Source organism: Streptomyces tropicalis (assembly GCF_029269835.1).
In the GTDB taxonomy this organism is placed as follows: domain Bacteria; phylum Actinomycetota; class Actinomycetes; order Streptomycetales; family Streptomycetaceae; genus Streptomyces; species Streptomyces tropicalis.
In genome coordinates, this window is record NZ_JARJBB010000016.1 from 26,702 (window position 1) to 44,160 (window position 17,459).

15 protein-coding genes are annotated in these 17,459 nt (G+C 73.5%); 7 read left to right on the top strand and 8 right to left on the bottom strand.

Translation table 11 applies throughout. The annotated features are described in order from the left end of the window. Positions 1-5 precede the first annotated feature (5 nt). The gene (gene argS / locus P3H78_RS25140; protein ID WP_276111426.1) at positions 6-1,769 is read right to left on the bottom strand and encodes an arginine--tRNA ligase; all 1,764 of its coding nucleotides are present in this window, start codon (positions 1,767-1,769) and stop codon (positions 6-8) included. 234 nt (positions 1,770-2,003) lie between these two features. Between argS and lysS the strand changes: the two genes are divergently transcribed. After that, the gene (lysS, locus tag P3H78_RS25145; RefSeq protein ID WP_276111427.1) at positions 2,004-3,746 is read left to right on the top strand and encodes a lysine--tRNA ligase; all 1,743 of its coding nucleotides are present in this window, start codon (positions 2,004-2,006) and stop codon (positions 3,744-3,746) included. 85 nt (positions 3,747-3,831) lie between these two features. On the opposite strand, the gene P3H78_RS25150 is transcribed toward lysS, so the two are convergent. From P3H78_RS25150 to P3H78_RS25160, 3 genes are all read right to left on the bottom strand, one after another. Continuing rightward, entirely contained in the window at positions 3,832-5,259 is a 1,428-nt protein-coding gene (locus tag P3H78_RS25150; protein WP_276111428.1) for a DUF2637 domain-containing protein, read from the bottom strand. 105 nt (positions 5,260-5,364) lie between these two features. Further along, positions 5,365-6,267 (bottom strand): DUF3558 domain-containing protein, encoded by a 903-nt coding sequence (locus P3H78_RS25155; protein ID WP_276111429.1) that lies wholly within the window; start codon positions 6,265-6,267, stop codon positions 5,365-5,367. A 161-nt stretch (positions 6,268-6,428) separates the two neighbouring features. Next, a complete protein-coding gene (locus P3H78_RS25160; RefSeq protein WP_276111430.1) occupies positions 6,429-7,310 on the bottom strand; it encodes a DUF3558 domain-containing protein in 882 nt (293 codons plus the stop codon). A gap of 219 nt (positions 7,311-7,529) precedes the next feature. Between P3H78_RS25160 and P3H78_RS25165 the strand changes: the two genes are divergently transcribed. Next, positions 7,530-8,723 carry an RtcB family protein gene (locus P3H78_RS25165; protein WP_276111431.1) on the top strand — a complete coding sequence of 398 codons (1,194 nt, stop codon included), beginning with the start codon at positions 7,530-7,532 and terminating at the stop codon, positions 8,721-8,723. Between the two features lie 58 nt (positions 8,724-8,781). On the opposite strand, the gene P3H78_RS25170 is transcribed toward P3H78_RS25165, so the two are convergent. From P3H78_RS25170 to P3H78_RS25185, 4 genes are all read right to left on the bottom strand, one after another. Further along, positions 8,782-8,934, bottom strand: a complete 153-nt coding sequence (locus P3H78_RS25170; RefSeq protein WP_276111432.1) for a hypothetical protein — start codon at positions 8,932-8,934, stop codon at positions 8,782-8,784. Next, a complete protein-coding gene (locus P3H78_RS25175) occupies positions 8,931-9,710 on the bottom strand; it encodes an SDR family NAD(P)-dependent oxidoreductase (protein ID WP_276111433.1) in 780 nt (259 codons plus the stop codon). Before P3H78_RS25175 ends, P3H78_RS25170 begins: the two co-directional genes overlap by 4 nt. An 86-nt stretch (positions 9,711-9,796) precedes the next feature. After that, complete coding sequence (locus P3H78_RS25180) at positions 9,797-10,135, bottom strand: YnfA family protein (RefSeq protein ID WP_276111434.1); 339 nt, start codon at positions 10,133-10,135, stop codon at positions 9,797-9,799. Positions 10,136-10,238: 103 nt separating this feature from the next. Then, the gene (locus P3H78_RS25185) at positions 10,239-11,183 is read right to left on the bottom strand and encodes a LysR family transcriptional regulator (RefSeq protein ID WP_276111435.1); all 945 of its coding nucleotides are present in this window, start codon (positions 11,181-11,183) and stop codon (positions 10,239-10,241) included. A gap of 449 nt (positions 11,184-11,632) precedes the next feature. Here P3H78_RS25185 and P3H78_RS25190 point away from each other — a divergent pair, with 449 nt between their 5' ends. From P3H78_RS25190 to P3H78_RS25210, 5 genes are all read left to right on the top strand, one after another. Next, entirely contained in the window at positions 11,633-13,048 is a 1,416-nt protein-coding gene (locus P3H78_RS25190) for an MFS transporter (RefSeq protein WP_276111436.1), read from the top strand. A gap of 159 nt (positions 13,049-13,207) precedes the next feature. After that, on the top strand, positions 13,208-14,308 hold the full coding sequence (locus tag P3H78_RS25195; protein ID WP_276111437.1) for an LLM class flavin-dependent oxidoreductase: 1,101 nt from the start codon (positions 13,208-13,210) through the stop codon (positions 14,306-14,308). Then, positions 14,305-15,033 (top strand): CE1759 family FMN reductase, encoded by a 729-nt coding sequence (locus tag P3H78_RS25200; protein ID WP_276111438.1) that lies wholly within the window; start codon positions 14,305-14,307, stop codon positions 15,031-15,033. Before P3H78_RS25195 ends, P3H78_RS25200 begins: the two co-directional genes overlap by 4 nt. Positions 15,034-15,254: 221 nt before the next feature. Beyond that, complete coding sequence (locus P3H78_RS25205) at positions 15,255-15,965, top strand: response regulator transcription factor (RefSeq protein ID WP_276111508.1); 711 nt, start codon at positions 15,255-15,257, stop codon at positions 15,963-15,965. Beyond that, on the top strand, positions 15,966-17,429 hold the full coding sequence (locus P3H78_RS25210) for a sensor histidine kinase (RefSeq protein ID WP_276111439.1): 1,464 nt from the start codon (positions 15,966-15,968) through the stop codon (positions 17,427-17,429). The last annotated feature ends 30 nt before the right edge of the window (positions 17,430-17,459 follow it).

Here is a 17,459-nt window from a genome sequence, read left to right on the forward strand (position 1 = left end):
GGCGCTCAGAGCCGCTCGGGCGTCCTGATGCCCAGCAGGGCCATGCCCTGGTGCAGGGTGCGGGCCGTGACGTCGCACAGGAACAGGCGGTTCTCGACCTGCTCCGGCGTCTCGGCCTTCAGGACCGGGCACTGGTCGTAGAAGGTCGTGTAGAGCGACGCCAGCTGGTACAGGTACGCGGCCAGCTTGTGCGGGGCGTACTCGGCGGCGGCCTCCGCGACCGTCTCCGCGAAGGCGTCGGCGTGCAGGCCCAGGGCGCGCTCCGCGGCGGCCAGTCCCAGCTCCGGGCGGGCCGCCGGACGGACCTCGCCGGCCTTGCGGAGGATCGACTGGATCCGGGCGTACGCGTACTGGAGGTAGACGGAGGTGTCGCCGTTGAGCGAGACCATCTGGTCCAGGTCGAACTTGTAGTCCCGGTTCGCCGACGTCGACAGGTCCGCGTACTTCACCGCGCCGATGCCCACCTGGGCGCCGCGCTCGGCGATCTCCTCCTCGGACAGGTCGCGGGCCTTCTCCCGGACGACCGCCGAGGCCCGCTCGACCGCCTCGTCGAGGAGGTCCACCAGCTTGACCGTCTCGCCCTCACGGGTCTTGAAAGGCTTGCCGTCCTTGCCGAGGACCGTGCCGAAGGCGAGGTGGTGCGCGGTGGCGTCGTCCCCGAGCCAGCCGGCCCGGCGGGCGGTCTCGAAGACCATCCGGAAGTGCAGCGCCTGGCGGGCGTCCACCACGTAGAGCAGGGTGTCGGCCTTCAGGTTGAAGACGCGGTCGCGGATCGCGGACAGGTCCGTCGCCGCGTAGCCGTAGCCGCCGTCGGACTTCTGCACGATCAGCGGGACCGGGTTGCCGTCGGTGCCCTTGATGTCGTCGAAGAAGACGCACAGCGCGCCCTCGGAGCGGACCGCGACACCGGACTCCTCCAGGAGGCGGCAGGTCTCGGCCAGCATGTCGTTGTAACCCGACTCGCCGACGATGTCCGCGTCCTGGATCTCCATGTCCAGCTTCTCGAAGACGGAGAAGAAGTAGATCTTCGACTCGTCGACGAACTTCTGCCAGATGGCGAGCGTGCGCGGGTCGCCGGCCTGGAGGTCGACCACCCGGCGCCGGGCGCGTGTCTTGAACTCCTCGTCGGCGTCGAAGAGGCGGCGCGCCGTCTTGTAGAGGCGGTCCAGATTCGACATCGCCTCCTCGCCGGACACCTCGGACGACTTGTGGTCCAGCTCGTGCGGGTGCTCGTCGAGGAACTGGATGAGCATGCCGAACTGGGTGCCCCAGTCGCCGATGTGGTGCCGGCGGACCACCCGCTCGCCGGTGAACTCCAGGAGCTGCGCCACCGACGCGCCGATCACCGCGGACCGCAGGTGGCCGACGTGCATCTCCTTCGCCACGTTGGGCTGGGCGTAGTCGATGACCGTCGTGCCCGGCTGCTCGGCGTACGGCACGCCGAGGCGGCCCTCGGGGTCGGCGGCGCGCGCGGCCAGGTTCTCCGTGATCGCCCGGTCGGTGACCGTGATGTTGAGGAAGCCGGGTCCGGAGACCTCGACGTCCCCGATCACGTCACCGGTGACGACCTGGGAGACGATCTGCGCGGCCAGCTCCCGCGGGTTCGCCTTCGCCTTCTTGGCGAGGGCCAGGATCCCGTTGGCCTGGAAGTCCGCCCGGTCGCTTCGTCGCAGCAGCGGGTCCGCGCCGGCGCCCTCCGGCAGGCCGGCGGACAGGGCGGACGCGAGACGCTGGTGGACGGCGGCGGTGAGGGACGTGACCGGGGCCATAGAAGTGGGTGCCGTTCTCCTCGTACGAACAGATGGGCCCGGCCAGTATCCCATGCGGGGTAAAGCGAATTTTCCGGTCGCCCGGTGAACGCCGGGCCGCGCCGCGCCGTCCCCCTCTGTGTGACCGCAGGGCCGTGAGAAGGCGTTTTCACGGAAGCGGCCCCGCCTGGGACAATGGAGCGGCCAGCCGGGCGACGTACCGGCTGCTCCATCGAGAACTCGGAGAAAGAGGACGTGCCGATCGTGGCTCAGAGCACCGATACCACCGACTGGGTCTCCCGTTTCGCGGACGAGGTCATCGAGGAGTCGGAGCGTCGGGCCCCGGGCAAACCGGTCGTCGTCGCGTCCGGGCTGTCTCCCTCCGGACCCATCCACCTGGGCAACCTCCGCGAGGTGATGACCCCGCACCTCGTCGCCGACGAGATCCGCCGGCGCAGCCACCACGTGCGCCACCTGATCTCCTGGGACGACTACGACCGGTACCGCAAGGTCCCGGCCGGGATCGCCGGGGTCGACGCGTCGTGGGCCGAGCACATCGGCAAGCCGCTGACGTCCGTCCCGGCGCCGGAGGGCTCGTCGTACCCGAACTGGGCCGAGCACTTCAAGGCCGCGATGACCGCCTCGCTCGCCGAGCTGGGCGTGGAGTTCGACGGCATCAGCCAGACCGAGCAGTACACCTCCGGCGCGTACCGGGAGCAGATCCTGCACGCGATGCGGCACCGCGGCGACATCGACGCGATCCTCGCCCAGTACCGCACCAAGGCCAAGCCCGCCAAGAAGCAGCAGCAGAAGGCCGTCGACGAGGCCGAGCTGGAGGCCGAGGAGGGGTCGGGCGCGGCGTCCGAGGACGACGGCAGCTCCGGCGCCGGCGGGTACTTCCCGTACAAGCCTTACTGCGGCAACTGCGGCAAGGACCTCACCGCCGTCACCTCCTACGACGACGACTCCACCGAGCTGACGTACTCGTGCACCGCGTGCGCCTTCTCGGAGACGGTCCGGCTCAGCGAGTTCAACCGCGGCAAGCTGGTCTGGAAGGTCGACTGGCCGATGCGGTGGGCGCGCGAGGGCGTGATCTTCGAGCCGAGCGGCGTCGACCACTCGTCGCCGGGCTCGTCCTTCCAGGTCGGCGGGCAGATCGTCGGCATCTTCGGCGGCTCCCAGCCGATCGGCCCGATGTACGCCTTCGTGGGCATCTCCGGCATGGCGAAGATGTCGTCCTCGCGCGGTGGCGTGCCCACCCCGGCGGACGCGCTGAAGATCATGGAGCCGCAGCTCCTGCGCTGGCTGTACGCCCGCCGTCGCCCGAACCAGTCCTTCAAGATCGCCTTCGACCAGGAGATCCAGCGCCTCTACGACGAGTGGGACAAGCTCGCGGCCAAGGTCGCCGACGGCTCCGCGCTGCCGGCGGACACCGCCGCGTACACCCGCGCGGTCGGCACGGCCGCCGGTGAGCTGCCGCGGACGCCGCACCCGCTGCCGTACCGCACGCTCGCGTCCGTCGCCGACATCACCGCCGGCCACCAGGACCAGGCGCTGCGCATCCTGTCCGAGCTCGACCCGGCCGACCCGCTCGCCTCGCTCGACGAGGCGCGCCCCCGGTACGACCGGGCCGAGGCGTGGATCAACACGCAGGTCCCCGCGGACCAGCGCACCATCGTCCGCGCCGAGCCCGACGCCGAGCTGCTGAAGTCCCTGGACGACCAGGGCCGGCAGTCGCTGCGCCTGCTGCTCGACGGGCTGGCCGAGCACTGGTCCCTCGACGGGCTGACGCACCTGGTGTACGGCGTGCCCAAGGTCCAGGCCGGCTTCTCCGCCGACGCGACGCCGAAGGAGCTGCCGCCGGAGATCAAGGCCGCGCAGCGGGCGTTCTTCGCGCTGCTGTACCACCTGCTCGTCGGCCGGGACACCGGTCCCCGGCTGCCCACGCTGCTCCTCGCGGTCGGGCAGGACCGGGTGCGGGCCCTGCTCGGCGACTGACCCGCTCCACGACGAAGGGGCCGCCCGGTGCACCGGGCGGCCCCTTCGCCGTTCCTCCGGGCGGCGGTCCTGCGCGCCGCCCGCCCTACGCGATGTGGTTCTCCTGGAGTTCCGCGTCGAAGCGGAGGGCGAACCGGTCGACCAGGCGCTTGGCCTCGGCGCCGGACAGCGGGATGCCGAACGAGGCCTCCACCCCGTCGGCGAACTGATGCGCGGTGGGCAGGCTGCCGTTGATCGACTGCCGGAACACCTGGTAGTACGCCTCCTCGTCCGGCTCGACGGGCGAGGTGCCGCCGCCGTCGCCGAGGGGGCGGGTGCGGTTCGGGCCGGCCGGGATCGGGAAGCTGCCCGTCTCCTCCGGCCCCGGCTCGCCCTGCCCGTCGGACTCCGCCGCCCGGTCGGGGCGCGCACCCCCGCGCGGGTCCCCGCCGGCGTTCTGGTCGGCGGGCCGCCGCGGGCCGGGCACCTGCGGCCCCTGCTGCTCCTGCGCCTCCCGGTACTCCTCGGCCTGCTGCTGCTCCGCGTACCACTGGGCGTACCGCTCCGGGTCGTACGACGGGTCGTAGTCGCCGTGGTAGTCGACCGCCTGCGGGGCCTGGAACCAGGGGCTCTGCTCGTCGGGCGGCAGCTCCTCCTCGTCGGCCGGGGGCACGGGCCCCGCGTCCTGCGGGTGGACGGCGCCCCCGGGACGCCCGGGGCCCTGCGGTCCGCCGGTCCGCTCGGCGGGCAGCTCCGGGCGCGACGGCGCCCCCGCGGCCACCGCCTGCCGGGCGCCGGTGGCCGTCTCGTCCTGCGGCCGCGGTGCGGGCGGGAGCAGCGCGGGCTCGATGCCCGCCGCCGCCAGGCCCTCCGGGGCCGTCTGGGCCAGCGGGACGCCGTACCGGGCCAGCCGCAGCGGCATCAGCGACTCCACCGGGGCCTTGCGGCGCCAGGCCCGCCCGAAGCGGGACCGCAGGCGCGCCTGGTAGACGAGACGTTCCTGCTCCAGCTTGATCACCTGGTCGTAGGAGCGCAGCTCCCACAGCTTCATCCGGCGCCACAGCAGGAAGGTCGGCACCGGCGAGAGGAGCCAGCGGGTGAGGCGGACGCCCTCCATGTGCTTGTCCGCCGTGATGTCGGCAATCCGGCCGATCGCGTGCCGGGCCGCCTCCACCGCGACCACGAACAGGACCGGGATCACCGCGTGCATGCCGACGCCGAGCGGGTCGGGCCAGGCGGCGGCGCCGTTGAACGCGATCGTCGCCGCCGTGAGCAGCCACGCCGTCTGACGCAGCAGCGGGAAGGGGATGCGGATCCAGGTCAGCAGCAGGTCCAGGGAGAGCAGGACGCAGATGCCCGCGTCGATGCCCACCGGGAAGACGTAACTGAAGTTCCCGAAGCCCTTCTTGAAGGCGAGTGCGCGGACGGCCGCGTACGAACCGGCGAAGCCGATACCGGCGATGATCAGCGCGCCGGACACGACCACACCTATGAGAATGCGGTGCATCCGGGTCAGCTGCAGCGGCTTGGCCACCCGTACTCCCTCCCCAGTGCGTGTTGTTGCGCGCAACAGAGTGGCACATCCGTGCGGAGCACGTGTGGCCGGATCCGTCCGACCGGGGCCGTCGGCCCCGTGACCTCAGTTCTTCGAGGCCGACGGGGAGGCCGACTTGGCGGCCCCGGCGCTCGCCGACGGCGACGCCTTGCCGGACCCGGCACCCTTCGAGGCGGACGGGGAGGCCGGCTTCGACGCGGACGTCCCGCCGGAGGAGGACCCGCCGCCGTTCGCCGAAGCGACCGCGGCCACCGCCTCCTTGGCGGCCGTCTGCGCAGCCTTGGCCAGACCGCCGGCGTCCGGGGCCTGGTCGCCGGCCAGTCCGGCGCCGTTGTAGTCGACGGTCACGACGACGTTCTGCACCCGCGTCACGACCGTCTCCTGCTTGAAGGACCCCTCCTTCTTCTTCAGGTCGTAGCGCACCGACGTCGCCTCGTCGCCCGTGCCCGCCAGTGGCGCGGACTTGGTGTTCCTCGCACCCTCCACCGAGCGGGCGTCCTGCACCTGCCGCTGGTAGTAGCCCTGGGCCTGCTTGTCGCCCGAGCCGCGGGAGGCGTCGGAGTCGAAGCGCAGGAGGGAGACGTTCAGCCAGCGGAACTGGGAGCCCTTCACGCCGTTGTTGTCGAGGCTGCTCCAGGAGCAGCCGGCCCGCCTGGACACGTCGCTCGACGTGCCCTCCTTGGCCGACTTCGTGCCCTTGGGCACCATTTCCTCGAGAGTCCTGCCGGACAGGACGCGGCACGCCTCGGGAAGCTTCCGGTAGGCCGCGGGCTGCACGGTGGGCGAGGCGCTCGCGCTCGTGGCGCTCTTCGAGTCGCCGGCCGGGGTCTCCTTCGCGTCGGCGGAGGAGCCGGAGCCGGAGGAGCATGCCGCGGCCAGGAACATCACGGGGACGGCGGCCGCGACGACAAGGGCACGGTTCGGACGCTTCACTCGTGGGTCACGCTGGTCTCGCTGATCTGCTCGCTGCATGGTTCCTTCACTCATGACGCTTGGATTCCTGCGGTCTTCCTGCGCTGTTCCTGTGGACGTTCTGCGGGGTTCCTGCGGTCGGATCGGGTCCGGGGGGCCACGGTACGCGGTGGAAGGACCGCGCGGACCCGCTTCACGGGTCCGCGCGAGGGGCGTCGAGCGCCGGGTGGGACGGCTCAGCCGCCCAGCGAATCGGCCAGCTGGGCCGCCAGTTTCCGGGCCTTGTCCTGCATTTCCTTGCTGTCCGGGACCGCGCCGAGCGTGGCCGGCTGCTCCTCGTAGACGATCGTCACGACGACGTTGGACGTGCGGAACGCCACAGTCACGGTGCGCTGCTCGACCGTCGATCCGGTGCTGTTGAGGGCGTCGTCGAGGAACGCCTCGTCCCCCAGGTCGTCGAGCGTGCGGGGCTGGAGGTCGGACGGGGTCGCGTCGCCGGACGAGGACGCCGAGGAGCCCGCGGAGCCCGAGGAGGGGGCCGTGGGGGCGGAGGACGCGGACGAGGGTGCCGAGGAGGACGAGGCCGCCGGGGGCGCGGCCGGGGAGGAGGTCGAACCGGACGGCGCGGGGGAGCCCGACGCCGCCGACGCGGAGCCGCTGCCGGTGGGTTCGGGCAGGTCGGCGGCGGTCTGCTTGGCGGCGAAGACGGAGTGCGCCTGGCTGTCGTCGCTGACGGAGTTGTCGTAGGAGACGACCCGTTCGAAGTCGACGGAGAGGTGGTCGGTGGCGTCCGGGCCGTCGACCTTCCAGCGGCAGCCGACCTTGCGGTCGGTGTCGTAGGTGAGTGCGGCGTCGCCCTCGTAGGCCCTGGTGCGCTGGTCCACGTCCGCGATCCGCCGGATGCCGGGCAGCAGCGCGTCGAGCGTGCCGTGGCCGATCACGCCGCAGGGCTCCGGCAGCGTGCGGTACTTGCCCGGCTGGGCCGCAGCCGTCGCCGTCCCGGTGCCGCCCCCCTTGGCGCTGTCCGTGGTCCCGCCGCCCGAGGAGCCGCCGGAGCAGCCGGCCAGCAGCGCCGCCAGCAGAGCCGCGGCGCCGGGTACGTACGCCTTCCGCAGCACGGGCAGGCTCCTCTCGACGAAGTCCGTTCGATGGTGGTGGTCTCGGTGTCCCCGCCGCTCGGCGCGGCCATATTCGCTTGCCGGGCGGGGGCGCCTCCTGCAGACAATGTGTATCGCACGCACTGCCGTGGACGCCGGTCCGATGCCCTGTTTCGTCGACCTCGGCGCCGGTATTGCGATTCAAGACTTCTGTATGTTTTTCGGGGGAATGAGGACGATATGTCGTACGTGGAGATGCCGGGCGCCCAGGTCCCCATCCGGATGTGGGCCGACCCGGCCGGGGTCGAGGGCCAGGCGCTGCAGCAGCTCCGGAACGTGACGACGCTGCCCTGGATCAAGGGCCTCGCGGTCATGCCCGACGTGCACTTCGGCAAGGGCGCGACCGTCGGCTCGGTCATCGCGATGCAGGGTGCCGTCTGCCCGGCCGCGGTCGGCGTGGACATCGGCTGCGGGATGAGCGCCGTGCGCACCTCCCTGACCGCCGGCGACCTGCCCGGTGACCTGTCCCGCCTGCGCAGCAGGATCGAGCAGGCCATCCCGGTGGGCCGCGGGATGCACGACGACGCGGTGGACCCGGGCGGCTTCCACGGGCTCGCCACCGCCGGCTGGGACGACTTCTGGGGGCGCTTCGACGGGATCGCCGAGGCGGTCAGGTTCCGTCAGGAGCGGGCGGTCCGGCAGATGGGGACGCTCGGTTCCGGCAACCACTTCGTGGAGGTCTGCGTCGACTCCTCCGACGCGGTCTGGCTGATGCTGCACTCCGGCTCGCGGAACATCGGCAAGGAGCTGGCGGAGCACCACATCGGCGTGGCCCAGAAGCTCCCGCACAACCAGGACCTGATCGACCGCGACCTCGCCGTCTTCGTGGCGGACACCCCGCAGATGGCCGCCTACCGCAACGACCTGTTCTGGGCACAGGAGTACGCCAAGTACAACCGCACGCTCATGATGGCGCTGCTCAAGGACGTCGTCCGCAAGGAGTTCAGGAAGGCGTGGCCCACCTTCGAGCAGGAGATCTCCTGCCACCACAACTACGTGGCCGAGGAGCGCTACGACGGCATGGACCTGCTCGTCACCCGCAAGGGGGCGATCCGGGCGGGCTCCGGCGAGTACGGCATCATCCCGGGCTCGATGGGCACCGGCTCGTACATCGTCAAGGGCCTCGGGAACGACCGGTCCTTCAACTCCGCCTCGCACGGCGCCGGGCGGCGCATGAGCCGCAACGCCGCCAAGCGCCGCTTCTCCACGAAGGACCTGGAGGAGCAGACCCGGGGTGTGGAGTGCCGCAAGGACTCCGGCGTGGTGGACGAGATCCCGGGCGCCTACAAGCCGATCGAGCAGGTCATCGACCAGCAGCGCGACCTCGTGGAGGTCGTGGCCAAGCTCAGGCAGGTCGTCTGCGTGAAGGGCTGACGCCAAAGGGCGGGCACGGCGCTCCGGTGCCGTGCCCGCCCCTTCGTCCGCCGGCGCGTCACCTCGCGTGCCGGACCGCGTAGATCATCACGAACGCCACGATGTGGATGCCGAAGAGGAAGTACGCCAGGAAGTACCAGACCTGGCGCTCGCGCCTGCGCTCCAGGTCCAGACGCGCCCGCTCGGCCTGCCGAGCGGCGTCGTCGGTCACTGCGTCTCCCGGTGCACCTTGGTGTTCGAGGCCTGGGCGCGCGGGCGCACCACGAGCAGGTCGATGTTGACGTGGCTGGGCCGGGTGACCGCCCAGGTGATGGTCTCGGCGACGTCGTCGGCGGTGAGCGGCTCGGCGACGCCCTCGTAGACCTTGGCCGCCCGGTCCCGGTCGCCGCCGAAGCGGGTCAGCGCGAACTCGTCGGTCCGCACCATGCCCGGGGCGACCTCGATCACCCGGACCGGCCGGCCGACGATCTCCAGGCGCAGCGTCTCGGCGAGGACGTGGCTGCCGTGCTTGGCGGCGACGTAGCCCGCGCCGCCCTCGTAGGTGCCGTGGCCCGCCGTCGACGACACGACCACCACGGTCCCGTCGCCGCTCGCGTCCAGCTTGGGCAGCAGGGCCTGGGTGAGGTTCAGGGTGCCGATGACGTTCGTCTCGTACATCGTGCGCCAGTCGGCGGGGTCGCCGGTCGCCACCGGGTCGGCGCCGAGCGCGCCGCCCGCGTTGTTGACCAGCACGCCGACGGTGGTGAAGGCGGACGCGAACTCGTCGACCGCGGCCCGGTCGGTGACGTCCAGCGGGTACGCCGTCGCCGCGTGCCCGGCCGCGTCGATCTCCTCGGCGAGCGCCTCGATGCGGTCCTTGCGGCGCGCGGTCAGGACGACGCGGTAGCCGGCCGCGGCGAGCTGCCGGGCCGTGGCGGCGCCGATACCGCTGCTCGCACCCGTGACGACGGCGATGCGGGAGGCGGCGGACGGTGCGGCGGTGGCCATGGGGCTGCTCCTCGGGCTGCGGCGTTTCGACCGTGCCCAGGGTAGGCGACGGGCCCGGACGGACGCCCGGCCGTCCCGCGCCCGCGTCAGCCTCCGTTGCGCGGCGCCCACATGATCACGGCCATGCCGGCGAGGCAGATCAGCGCCCCGGCGACGTCCCAGCGGTCGGGCCGGAAGCCGTCCGCGACCATGCCCCACAGGATCGAGCCGGCGACGAAGATCCCGCCGTACGCGGCGAGGATGCGGCCGAAGTGCGCGTCCGGCTGGAAGGTGGCGACGAACCCGTACGCGCCGAGGGCGAGCACCCCGCCCGCGGCCCACAGCCAGCCGCGGTGCTCGCGCACGCCCTGCCACACCAGCCAGGCGCCGCCGATCTCGAACAGGGCGGCGACGACGAACAGGGCGGCGGAGCGGAGGATCAGCATGCGGGCAGCTTGGCACGGCACGCCCCGGGCGGAGCCGCCCGCCGGGCACCACCGCGTCCGGGCCCTGAGGGAGCCCTGGTCGAAGTGGTGCGCCGGCCTCGGGTCAGGACGTTCCGCTCCAGTGCCGCGACCAGGCCGGGGCCCAGACGTCCGTGTCCGGCACGGGCCGCTGGGGGGCCAGGTGGCCGAGGAGCGCGGCGAGCGCCGGGTGCCGGTTGTCGCGGCGGTGGAGCAGACAGTGCGGGTAGACCGGCGTCGGGTGGCGCAGGGGGATGCGCCGCAGGTCGTAGGCCGTGGGCCAGAGCACCCGGGTCCCCTCGCCGACGAAGCTGGCCAGGGACGCGGACTCGGCGAGCACGTCGGGCAGCGGCTCGGTGCCGAAGTGCGGCCCGACCACGTCGAGGGTGAGTCCGAACGCGGCCGCGAGGTCGGCGTAGTAGACCGCCCACTCCGTCCCGGGCACGATTCCGGGCATCCAGATGCGGTGCCCGGCCAGCGCGGCCGGGGCGATCGTGTCGGCGTCGGCGAAGGGGTGCGCCGGTCCGGTGAGCAGCTGGAGCGGCTCGTCGAGGACCGGGGTCGCCTCGATGCCGTCGGGCAGCCGGCTGCCCGGCGCGGTGACGGCCCGGAAGGAGGCGTCGACGGCGCCGGAGCGCACGGCGTCGAGCGCGGCCGCCGCGTCGTGCAGGGTCACCAGGTCGAGCCGGGTGCCCGGGTGCGCGCGGTGGAAGTCCCGCAGCAGGCCGGCCGGGGCGAGCCGGCGGCCGACGACGTCGACGCGCAGCGGCCGCCGGCCGGGCCGTACGGAGGCGGCCGCCCGCTCCTCGGCCGCCAGCAGGTCGCGGGCGTGCGGCAGGAACGCCTGCCCGTCGACGGTGAGCCGGGCGCCCTGCGCGGTCCGGGTGAACAGCGCCACCCCGAGGTCCTTCTCCAGCGCGGCCACGCGCTTGGACACCGCCTGCTGCGTGACCGACAGTTCGGTGGCGGCCTCCCGGAACCGTCCCGCGTCGGCGACGGCCACGAAGGTACGCACGGCGTTGAGGTCCACGGGACACGACCCTAAGGGCTGTCCCGTGATCCCCGGCGGGCGCACGACGACAGCCACGGCGCCTCGCCGCGTCGTCCGGTCGCCCGGACACGTCCCGCACGAGGAGGGCCCTCCGTCCTGCGCCGCACCGCGTCCGACGCCGCGCGCCGACCCACCGGGGACCACGGGACAGCCCGTGGGCCCATCCGGGTCCGGCCCGCGGCGGACCCGGATCCCGGCGCCGCCCGGATCCTGCCGCCGGACGTCCGCGGCGGCCCAGGGGTGTCCCGGCTGCGACAACCGCCGGTTGTCGCCCACGGTCCGGGCGGTTGTTTGCCCCGCGGGACCGCCACCGCTTGGATGGCGCCGGTCGAGGGGCGCGCGGTCCCGGGGCCCGGTGGGACGGGGCCGGGGCGCGGGGCCGGTCTGCGGTACGGGAGAGCGCGGGAGAGGCGGACGGGTTGGGCCGGGTGACGGGGAGGACGCTGGGGCGGCCGTTCGGGTGGCTGTGGGCGGCGTACGGGATCAGCACCTTCGGGACGTGGCTGGCCTTCGACGCCTTTGCGATGACCGCGGTCCTGGTGCTGCACGCCGGTGCGGCCCAGGTGTCGGTGCTCGCCGCGGCGGGCCTCGCGGTGGGGGCCCTGGTGGCGGTGCCCTTCGGGCCGTGGGTGGAGTTCCGCGGCAAGCGGCCGGTGATGATGGCGGCCGACCTGGTGCGGTGCGCGGCCATGGCGACCGTGCCGGTCGCGTACGTGTGCGGGCGGCTGGTCTTCGCGCATCTGCTGGTGGTGTCGGTGATCGTGGCCGCGGCGGACATCGCCTTCGGCGCGGCGAGCGGCGCCTTCCTCAAGCGCCTGGTGCCGCCGGAGGGCCTGCTGGTGGCGAACGGGCGCTTCGAGTCGACCACCTGGACGGCCACGATGCTGGGGCCGCCGGCGGGCGGTGCCCTGGCCGGGGCCTTCGGGCCGGTGGTGACCGTGGCGGTGGACGCCGTCAGCTATCTGCTGTCGGCCGCGGGCATCCGGGCGATCGGCCGCACCGCGGCGGACGACGCGGCGCACCCCGGGCGGCGGACGCCGCGGGCGGGGGAGCGGCGGGAAGAGGAAGGGGAAGGGGAAGGGGAAAAGGGGGAGCGGCGGGCGGACGGGCCGCACCACGAGCGGCCCACGGCGCCTGCGGCGGCCGCGGCGCCCGGGACGCCCGCGGTGGCTGCGGCGCCCGGGACGCCCGCGGTGGCTGCGGCGCCCGGGAGGGCCGCCGGGCTGCTCGACGGCTGGCGGTTCGTGCTGGCCGACCCGTCACTGCGCCCGCTGTTCTTCAACACCCTCCTGGTCAACGGCCTGATCATGGCGTCGTCGCCGCTGCTCGCGGTGCTGATGCTCGGACCGCTCGGGTTCGCGCCGTGGCAGTACGGCCTGGCCTTCGCCGTGCCGTGCGCCGGCGGTCTGGCCGGCTCCCGGCTGGCCCGCCCGCTGGTCGCGCGGTTCGGGCAGCGCCGGGTCCTGCTCACCACGGGCGCGCTGCGCGCCTGCTGGTCGGTGGCGCTCGCCCTCGTACGGCCCGGCACGGCGGGGCTGGTCCTGGTGATGGTGGCCGAACTGGGGCTGATCGCCTGCTCGGGGATCTACAGCCCGGTGCTCGCCACCCACCGGCTCGAGCGGACGGCGCCGGAGCGGGTCGCCCGCACCCTGGCGGCGTGGTCGGTGAGCAGCAAGGCCACCACCGCCGCCCTGACCGCGGCCTGGGGCGCGCTGGCCCAGTTCACCGGGACGCGTACCGCGATCGGCCTGGCGGGGCTGCTCCTGCTGGCCACTCCTCTGCTGCTGCCCTGGCGCACCCGGACCCCGCGGCCCGAACCGCTCCCGGCGGCCGCCGAGGTGTAGGGCGGCCCGCCACCCGGAGGCCGCCGAGGCGTCAGGGCGGCCTCCCGGGTCCGGTCGCAGCCGCCCCGGACCCCCTCGTGGCCCGCGCGGAATAGCGCCGGTGGGGTCACCGTTGGACGGGTATAGTTGAACCGTCAACAATCTGGAGGGTGAGCGACCATGCAGTTCGGGATCTTCAGCGTCGGCGACGTCACGCCGGACCCCACCACGGGCCGTGCGCCGACCGAGCACGAGCGCATCAAGGCCATGGTCGCGATCGCGCTGAAGGCCGAGGAGGTCGGCCTGGACGTCTTCGCGACCGGCGAGCACCACAACCCGCCGTTCGTCCCGTCGTCCCCGACCACCATGCTCGGCTGGATAGCCGCGCGCACGGACCGCCTGGTCCTGTCCACCTCCACCACCCTCATCACCACCAACGACCCGGTGAAGATCGCGGAGGACTTCGCGACGCTCCAGCACCTCGCCGACGGCCGGGTCGACCTGATGACGGGCCGCGGCAACACCGGCCCGGTCTACCCCTGGTTCGGCCAGGACATCCGGCAGGGCATCGACCTCGCCGTCGAGAACTACGCCCTGCTGCACCGTCTGTGGCGCGAGGACGTCGTGAACTGGGAGGGGAAGTTCCGTACCGCGCTGCAGGGCTTCACCTCCACCCCGCGCCCCCTGGACGGGGTCCCGCCCTTCGTCTGGCACGGCTCCATCCGCTCCCCGGAGATCGCCGAGCAGGCCGCCTACTACGGCGACGGCTTCTTCCACAACAACATCTTCTGGCCCGCCGACCACACCAGGCGCATGGTCGAGCTGTACCGCACCCGGTACGCCCACTACGGGCACGGCACCCCCGAGCAGGCGATCGTCGGCCTCGGCGGCCAGGTGTTCATGCGCCGCAACTCCCAGGACGCCGTCCGCGAGTTCCGCCCGTACTTCGACAACGCCCCCGTCTACGGCCACGGCCCGTCCCTGGAGGACTTCACCGAGCAGACGCCGCTCACCGTCGGCTCCCCGCAGCAGGTGATCGAACGGACCCTGTCCTTCCGTGACTACGCCGGCGACTACCAGCGCCAGCTGTTCCTGATGGACCACGCGGGGCTGCCGCTGAAGACCGTGCTGGAGCAGCTCGACCTGCTCGGCGAGGAGGTCGTCCCGGTGCTGCGCGAGGAGTTCGCCCGGCTCCGTCCGGCCGGGGTGCCGGACGCACCCACCCACGCGTCCCGGTCGGCCGCCCGGCCGGCCGACGTCTCCGAGGAGGCCGCCGTATGAAGCTCGTGGTCGTCTCCGCGGGGCTGAGCGTGCCGTCGTCCACCCGGCTGCTGGCCGACCGGCTGGCCGCCGCGGTGGACCGCCGGACCCCCGTGGACGTGCAGGTCGTGGAGGTGCGCGCACTCGCCGTCGAGATCGCACACCACCTCACCAGCGGTTTCCCCGGCCCGGACCTGGCCGCCGCGCTGCGGGCGGTGGGGGAGGCCGACGGGCTGGTCGTGGTCACCCCGGTGTTCGCGGCCTCGTACAGCGGACTGTTCAAGTCGTTCTTCGACGTGCTCGACCAGGACGCGCTCGCCGGCCGCCCGGTGCTGGTCGCGGCGACCGGCGGCAGCGCACGCCACTCGCTGGTGCTCGACCACGCGCTGCGGCCGCTGTTCGCCCATCTGCGGGCCGTGGTCGTCCCCACCGGCGTCTACGCCGCCTCGGAGGACTGGGGCGCCGAGGGCCTGCCCGAGCGGATCGACCGCGCGGCGGGCGAGCTGGCCGCGCTGCTGGCGGCGGCCCGGCCGGACCACGGCCGCGGGCTTCCGGACCCCGGACCCGTGCCGCCGGGACGGGGCGCCGAGCCGGCCGCCCACCGGCCTCTGCCGCCGGAGCGGGGGCCGGTGCCGGTGCCCGGCGCGCCCGTGTCCGAGGGGCCGCCGGTGCGGGCCGGAGGGTTCGAGGTCGTGCCCTTCGCACAGCGGCTGGCGGCACTCGCGGGCGGCACACCGCAGGGCTGACGGGACGGCCGTGCCCCGCGCGGGGCACACCGCCCCGGCGGCCGCGCCCCGGGACACCGGTCCCGGACGCACTCCGGCCCGAGCATAGGTGAGAGGACCGTGCGGACCCGCTCCGGGTTGCGTCCAGGACGGTGAGAGCCGGGTAAAAAGGGTGATCGTAGGCCCACTCGCCCCGACCTCGGCACCGTCGGCCTTGGCAGACTGGTCGCGTGTCCCAGACTGTGCTGCTCGCCGAAGACGACCGCGCCATCCGCCACGCCCTGGAGCGTGCCCTGACTCTGGAGGGCTACGAGGTGACGGCGGTCGCCGACGGCGTCGAGGCACTCGCACAGGCGCACAAGACGCCGCCGGACGTCCTCGTCCTCGACGTGATGATGCCCGGCATCGACGGCCTCCAGGTCTGCCGGGTGCTGCGCGCCGAGGGCGACCGCACCCCGATCCTGATGCTCACCGCCCTCGTGGAGACCGCCGACCGCATCGCCGGCCTGGACGCGGGCGCCGACGACTACGTGGTCAAGCCCTTCGACGTCGAGGAGGTCTTCGCCCGTCTGCGCGCCCTGCTGCGCCGCACCAGCCCCGACGCCGCCGGCTCCTCGGGCGACGCCCCCGCCAGGGACCCGCAGCTTCCCGAGCGGCAGATCGAGGCGGCCGGCATCCGCATGGACCTGCAGGCCCGCCGGGTCTGGCGGGGCCCGCGGGAGCTGGAGCTGACCCGCACCGAGTTCGAACTGCTGGAACTGCTGGTCCGCAACTCCGGCATCGTCCTCGACCACTCGACCATCTACGACCGCATCTGGGGCTACGACTTCGGCCCCGGCTCCAAGAACCTCGCCGTCTACGTCGGCTACCTGCGCCGCAAGCTGGACGAGCCGGACGCGCCCCAGCTGATCCACACCGTGCGCGGCGTGGGTTACGTGCTGCGGGAGGACTGAATGAGCCGCTTCGCGCGGCTCCTGGAGCGGCCGCGGCCCCGGCTGTCGTCGCTGCGGACCACCTTCGCCGTGACGTTCGCCGTGGTCACCGCAGCCGTCACGATCCTCGTCGGCATCCTGTCGTACAACTCCGCCGCGCGTCTGGTGCGCGTCGACCAGCAGTCCGTGTTCACGCAGGTCGTGCAGGACGTGCAGGACGAGGTGCGGCGCTACGACCGGACGCCCGAGGACTTCTCCTCCTCCCGCCCCGGGCACGAGGTCGTCCGGCCCAGCCGCACCGACGTGCAGGTGCTCGGCGACAAGGGCCAGATCGTCGACCACGGCAGCCCGGCGCTGCCGGTCACCGCCAAGGACCGGGCCATCGCCTCCACCGGCGCGGCCGGGCACATCGTGGAGTACAAGGACGTCGTCGTCGCCTCCGACGTCTACCGCATCGCGACCGTCGCGCTCGGCGACGGGCGCGGCGCCGTGCAGGTCGCGCAGGAGTTCAGCGACACCGAGGACCTGCTGCACGCGCTCCAGCAGCGGACGCTGGTCCTGATGGGCGTGGTGGTGATCGCGGCGGGTCTGTGCGGCTGGTGGCTGGCCCGCCGCATCACCCGCCGGCTGGTCGCCCTCACCTCCGCCGCCGAGGACGTCGCCCGCACCCGGCAGCTCGGCATCGAGGTCCCGGTCACCGGCTACGACGAGGTGGGCCGCCTCGGCCGCTCCTTCGACCGGATGCTCGGCCGCCTCGCCCAGTCCGAGGAGGACCAGCGCCGGCTCGTCCAGGACGCCGGGCACGAGCTGCGCACCCCGCTGACCTCACTGCGGACCAACATCTCCCTGCTGCGCCGCATCGACGAACTGCCGCCCGCCACCCGCGAGGACCTGGTCGCCGACCTCACCCAGGAGGCCCGCGAGCTGACCGACCTGGTCAACGAGCTGGTGGACCTCGCGGCCGGGCAGTCCGACACCGAGCCGCCGCAGCGGGTGGACCTCGCCGAGATCGCCGAGGACGTCGCGGGCCTCGCCCGGCGCCGTACCGGGCGCGACATCGTGGTCCGCGCCGCCGGCGACACCACGACCGACGGCCGCCCGGGGATGCTCCAGCGCGCGCTGTCCAACCTGGTGGAGAACGCCGCCAAGTTCGACCGCGGCGGTCACGGTCCCATCGAGATCACGGTCACCGGGCCCGCCCGGCCCGGCACGGTCCGCGTCGAGGTCCTCGACCGGGGGCCCGGCATCGTCGAGGGCGACCTGATCCGCATCTTCGACCGCTTCTACCGCGCCCCCGACGCCCGTTCCCTGCCGGGCTCGGGCCTGGGCCTGTCGATCGTGCGCGAGGTCGCCATGTCCCACCGGGGCGCGCCCTTCGCCTTCCGGCGCGACGGGGGCGGCTCCGTGATCGGCTTCACGGTGGGCGCGGACCGCGCCCACCACGACCACACCGCCCCGTCGAGCGGCACCCGCGGGACCTCGTGACCCCCGCCCCGGACCCCGCCCCGAGGGAAT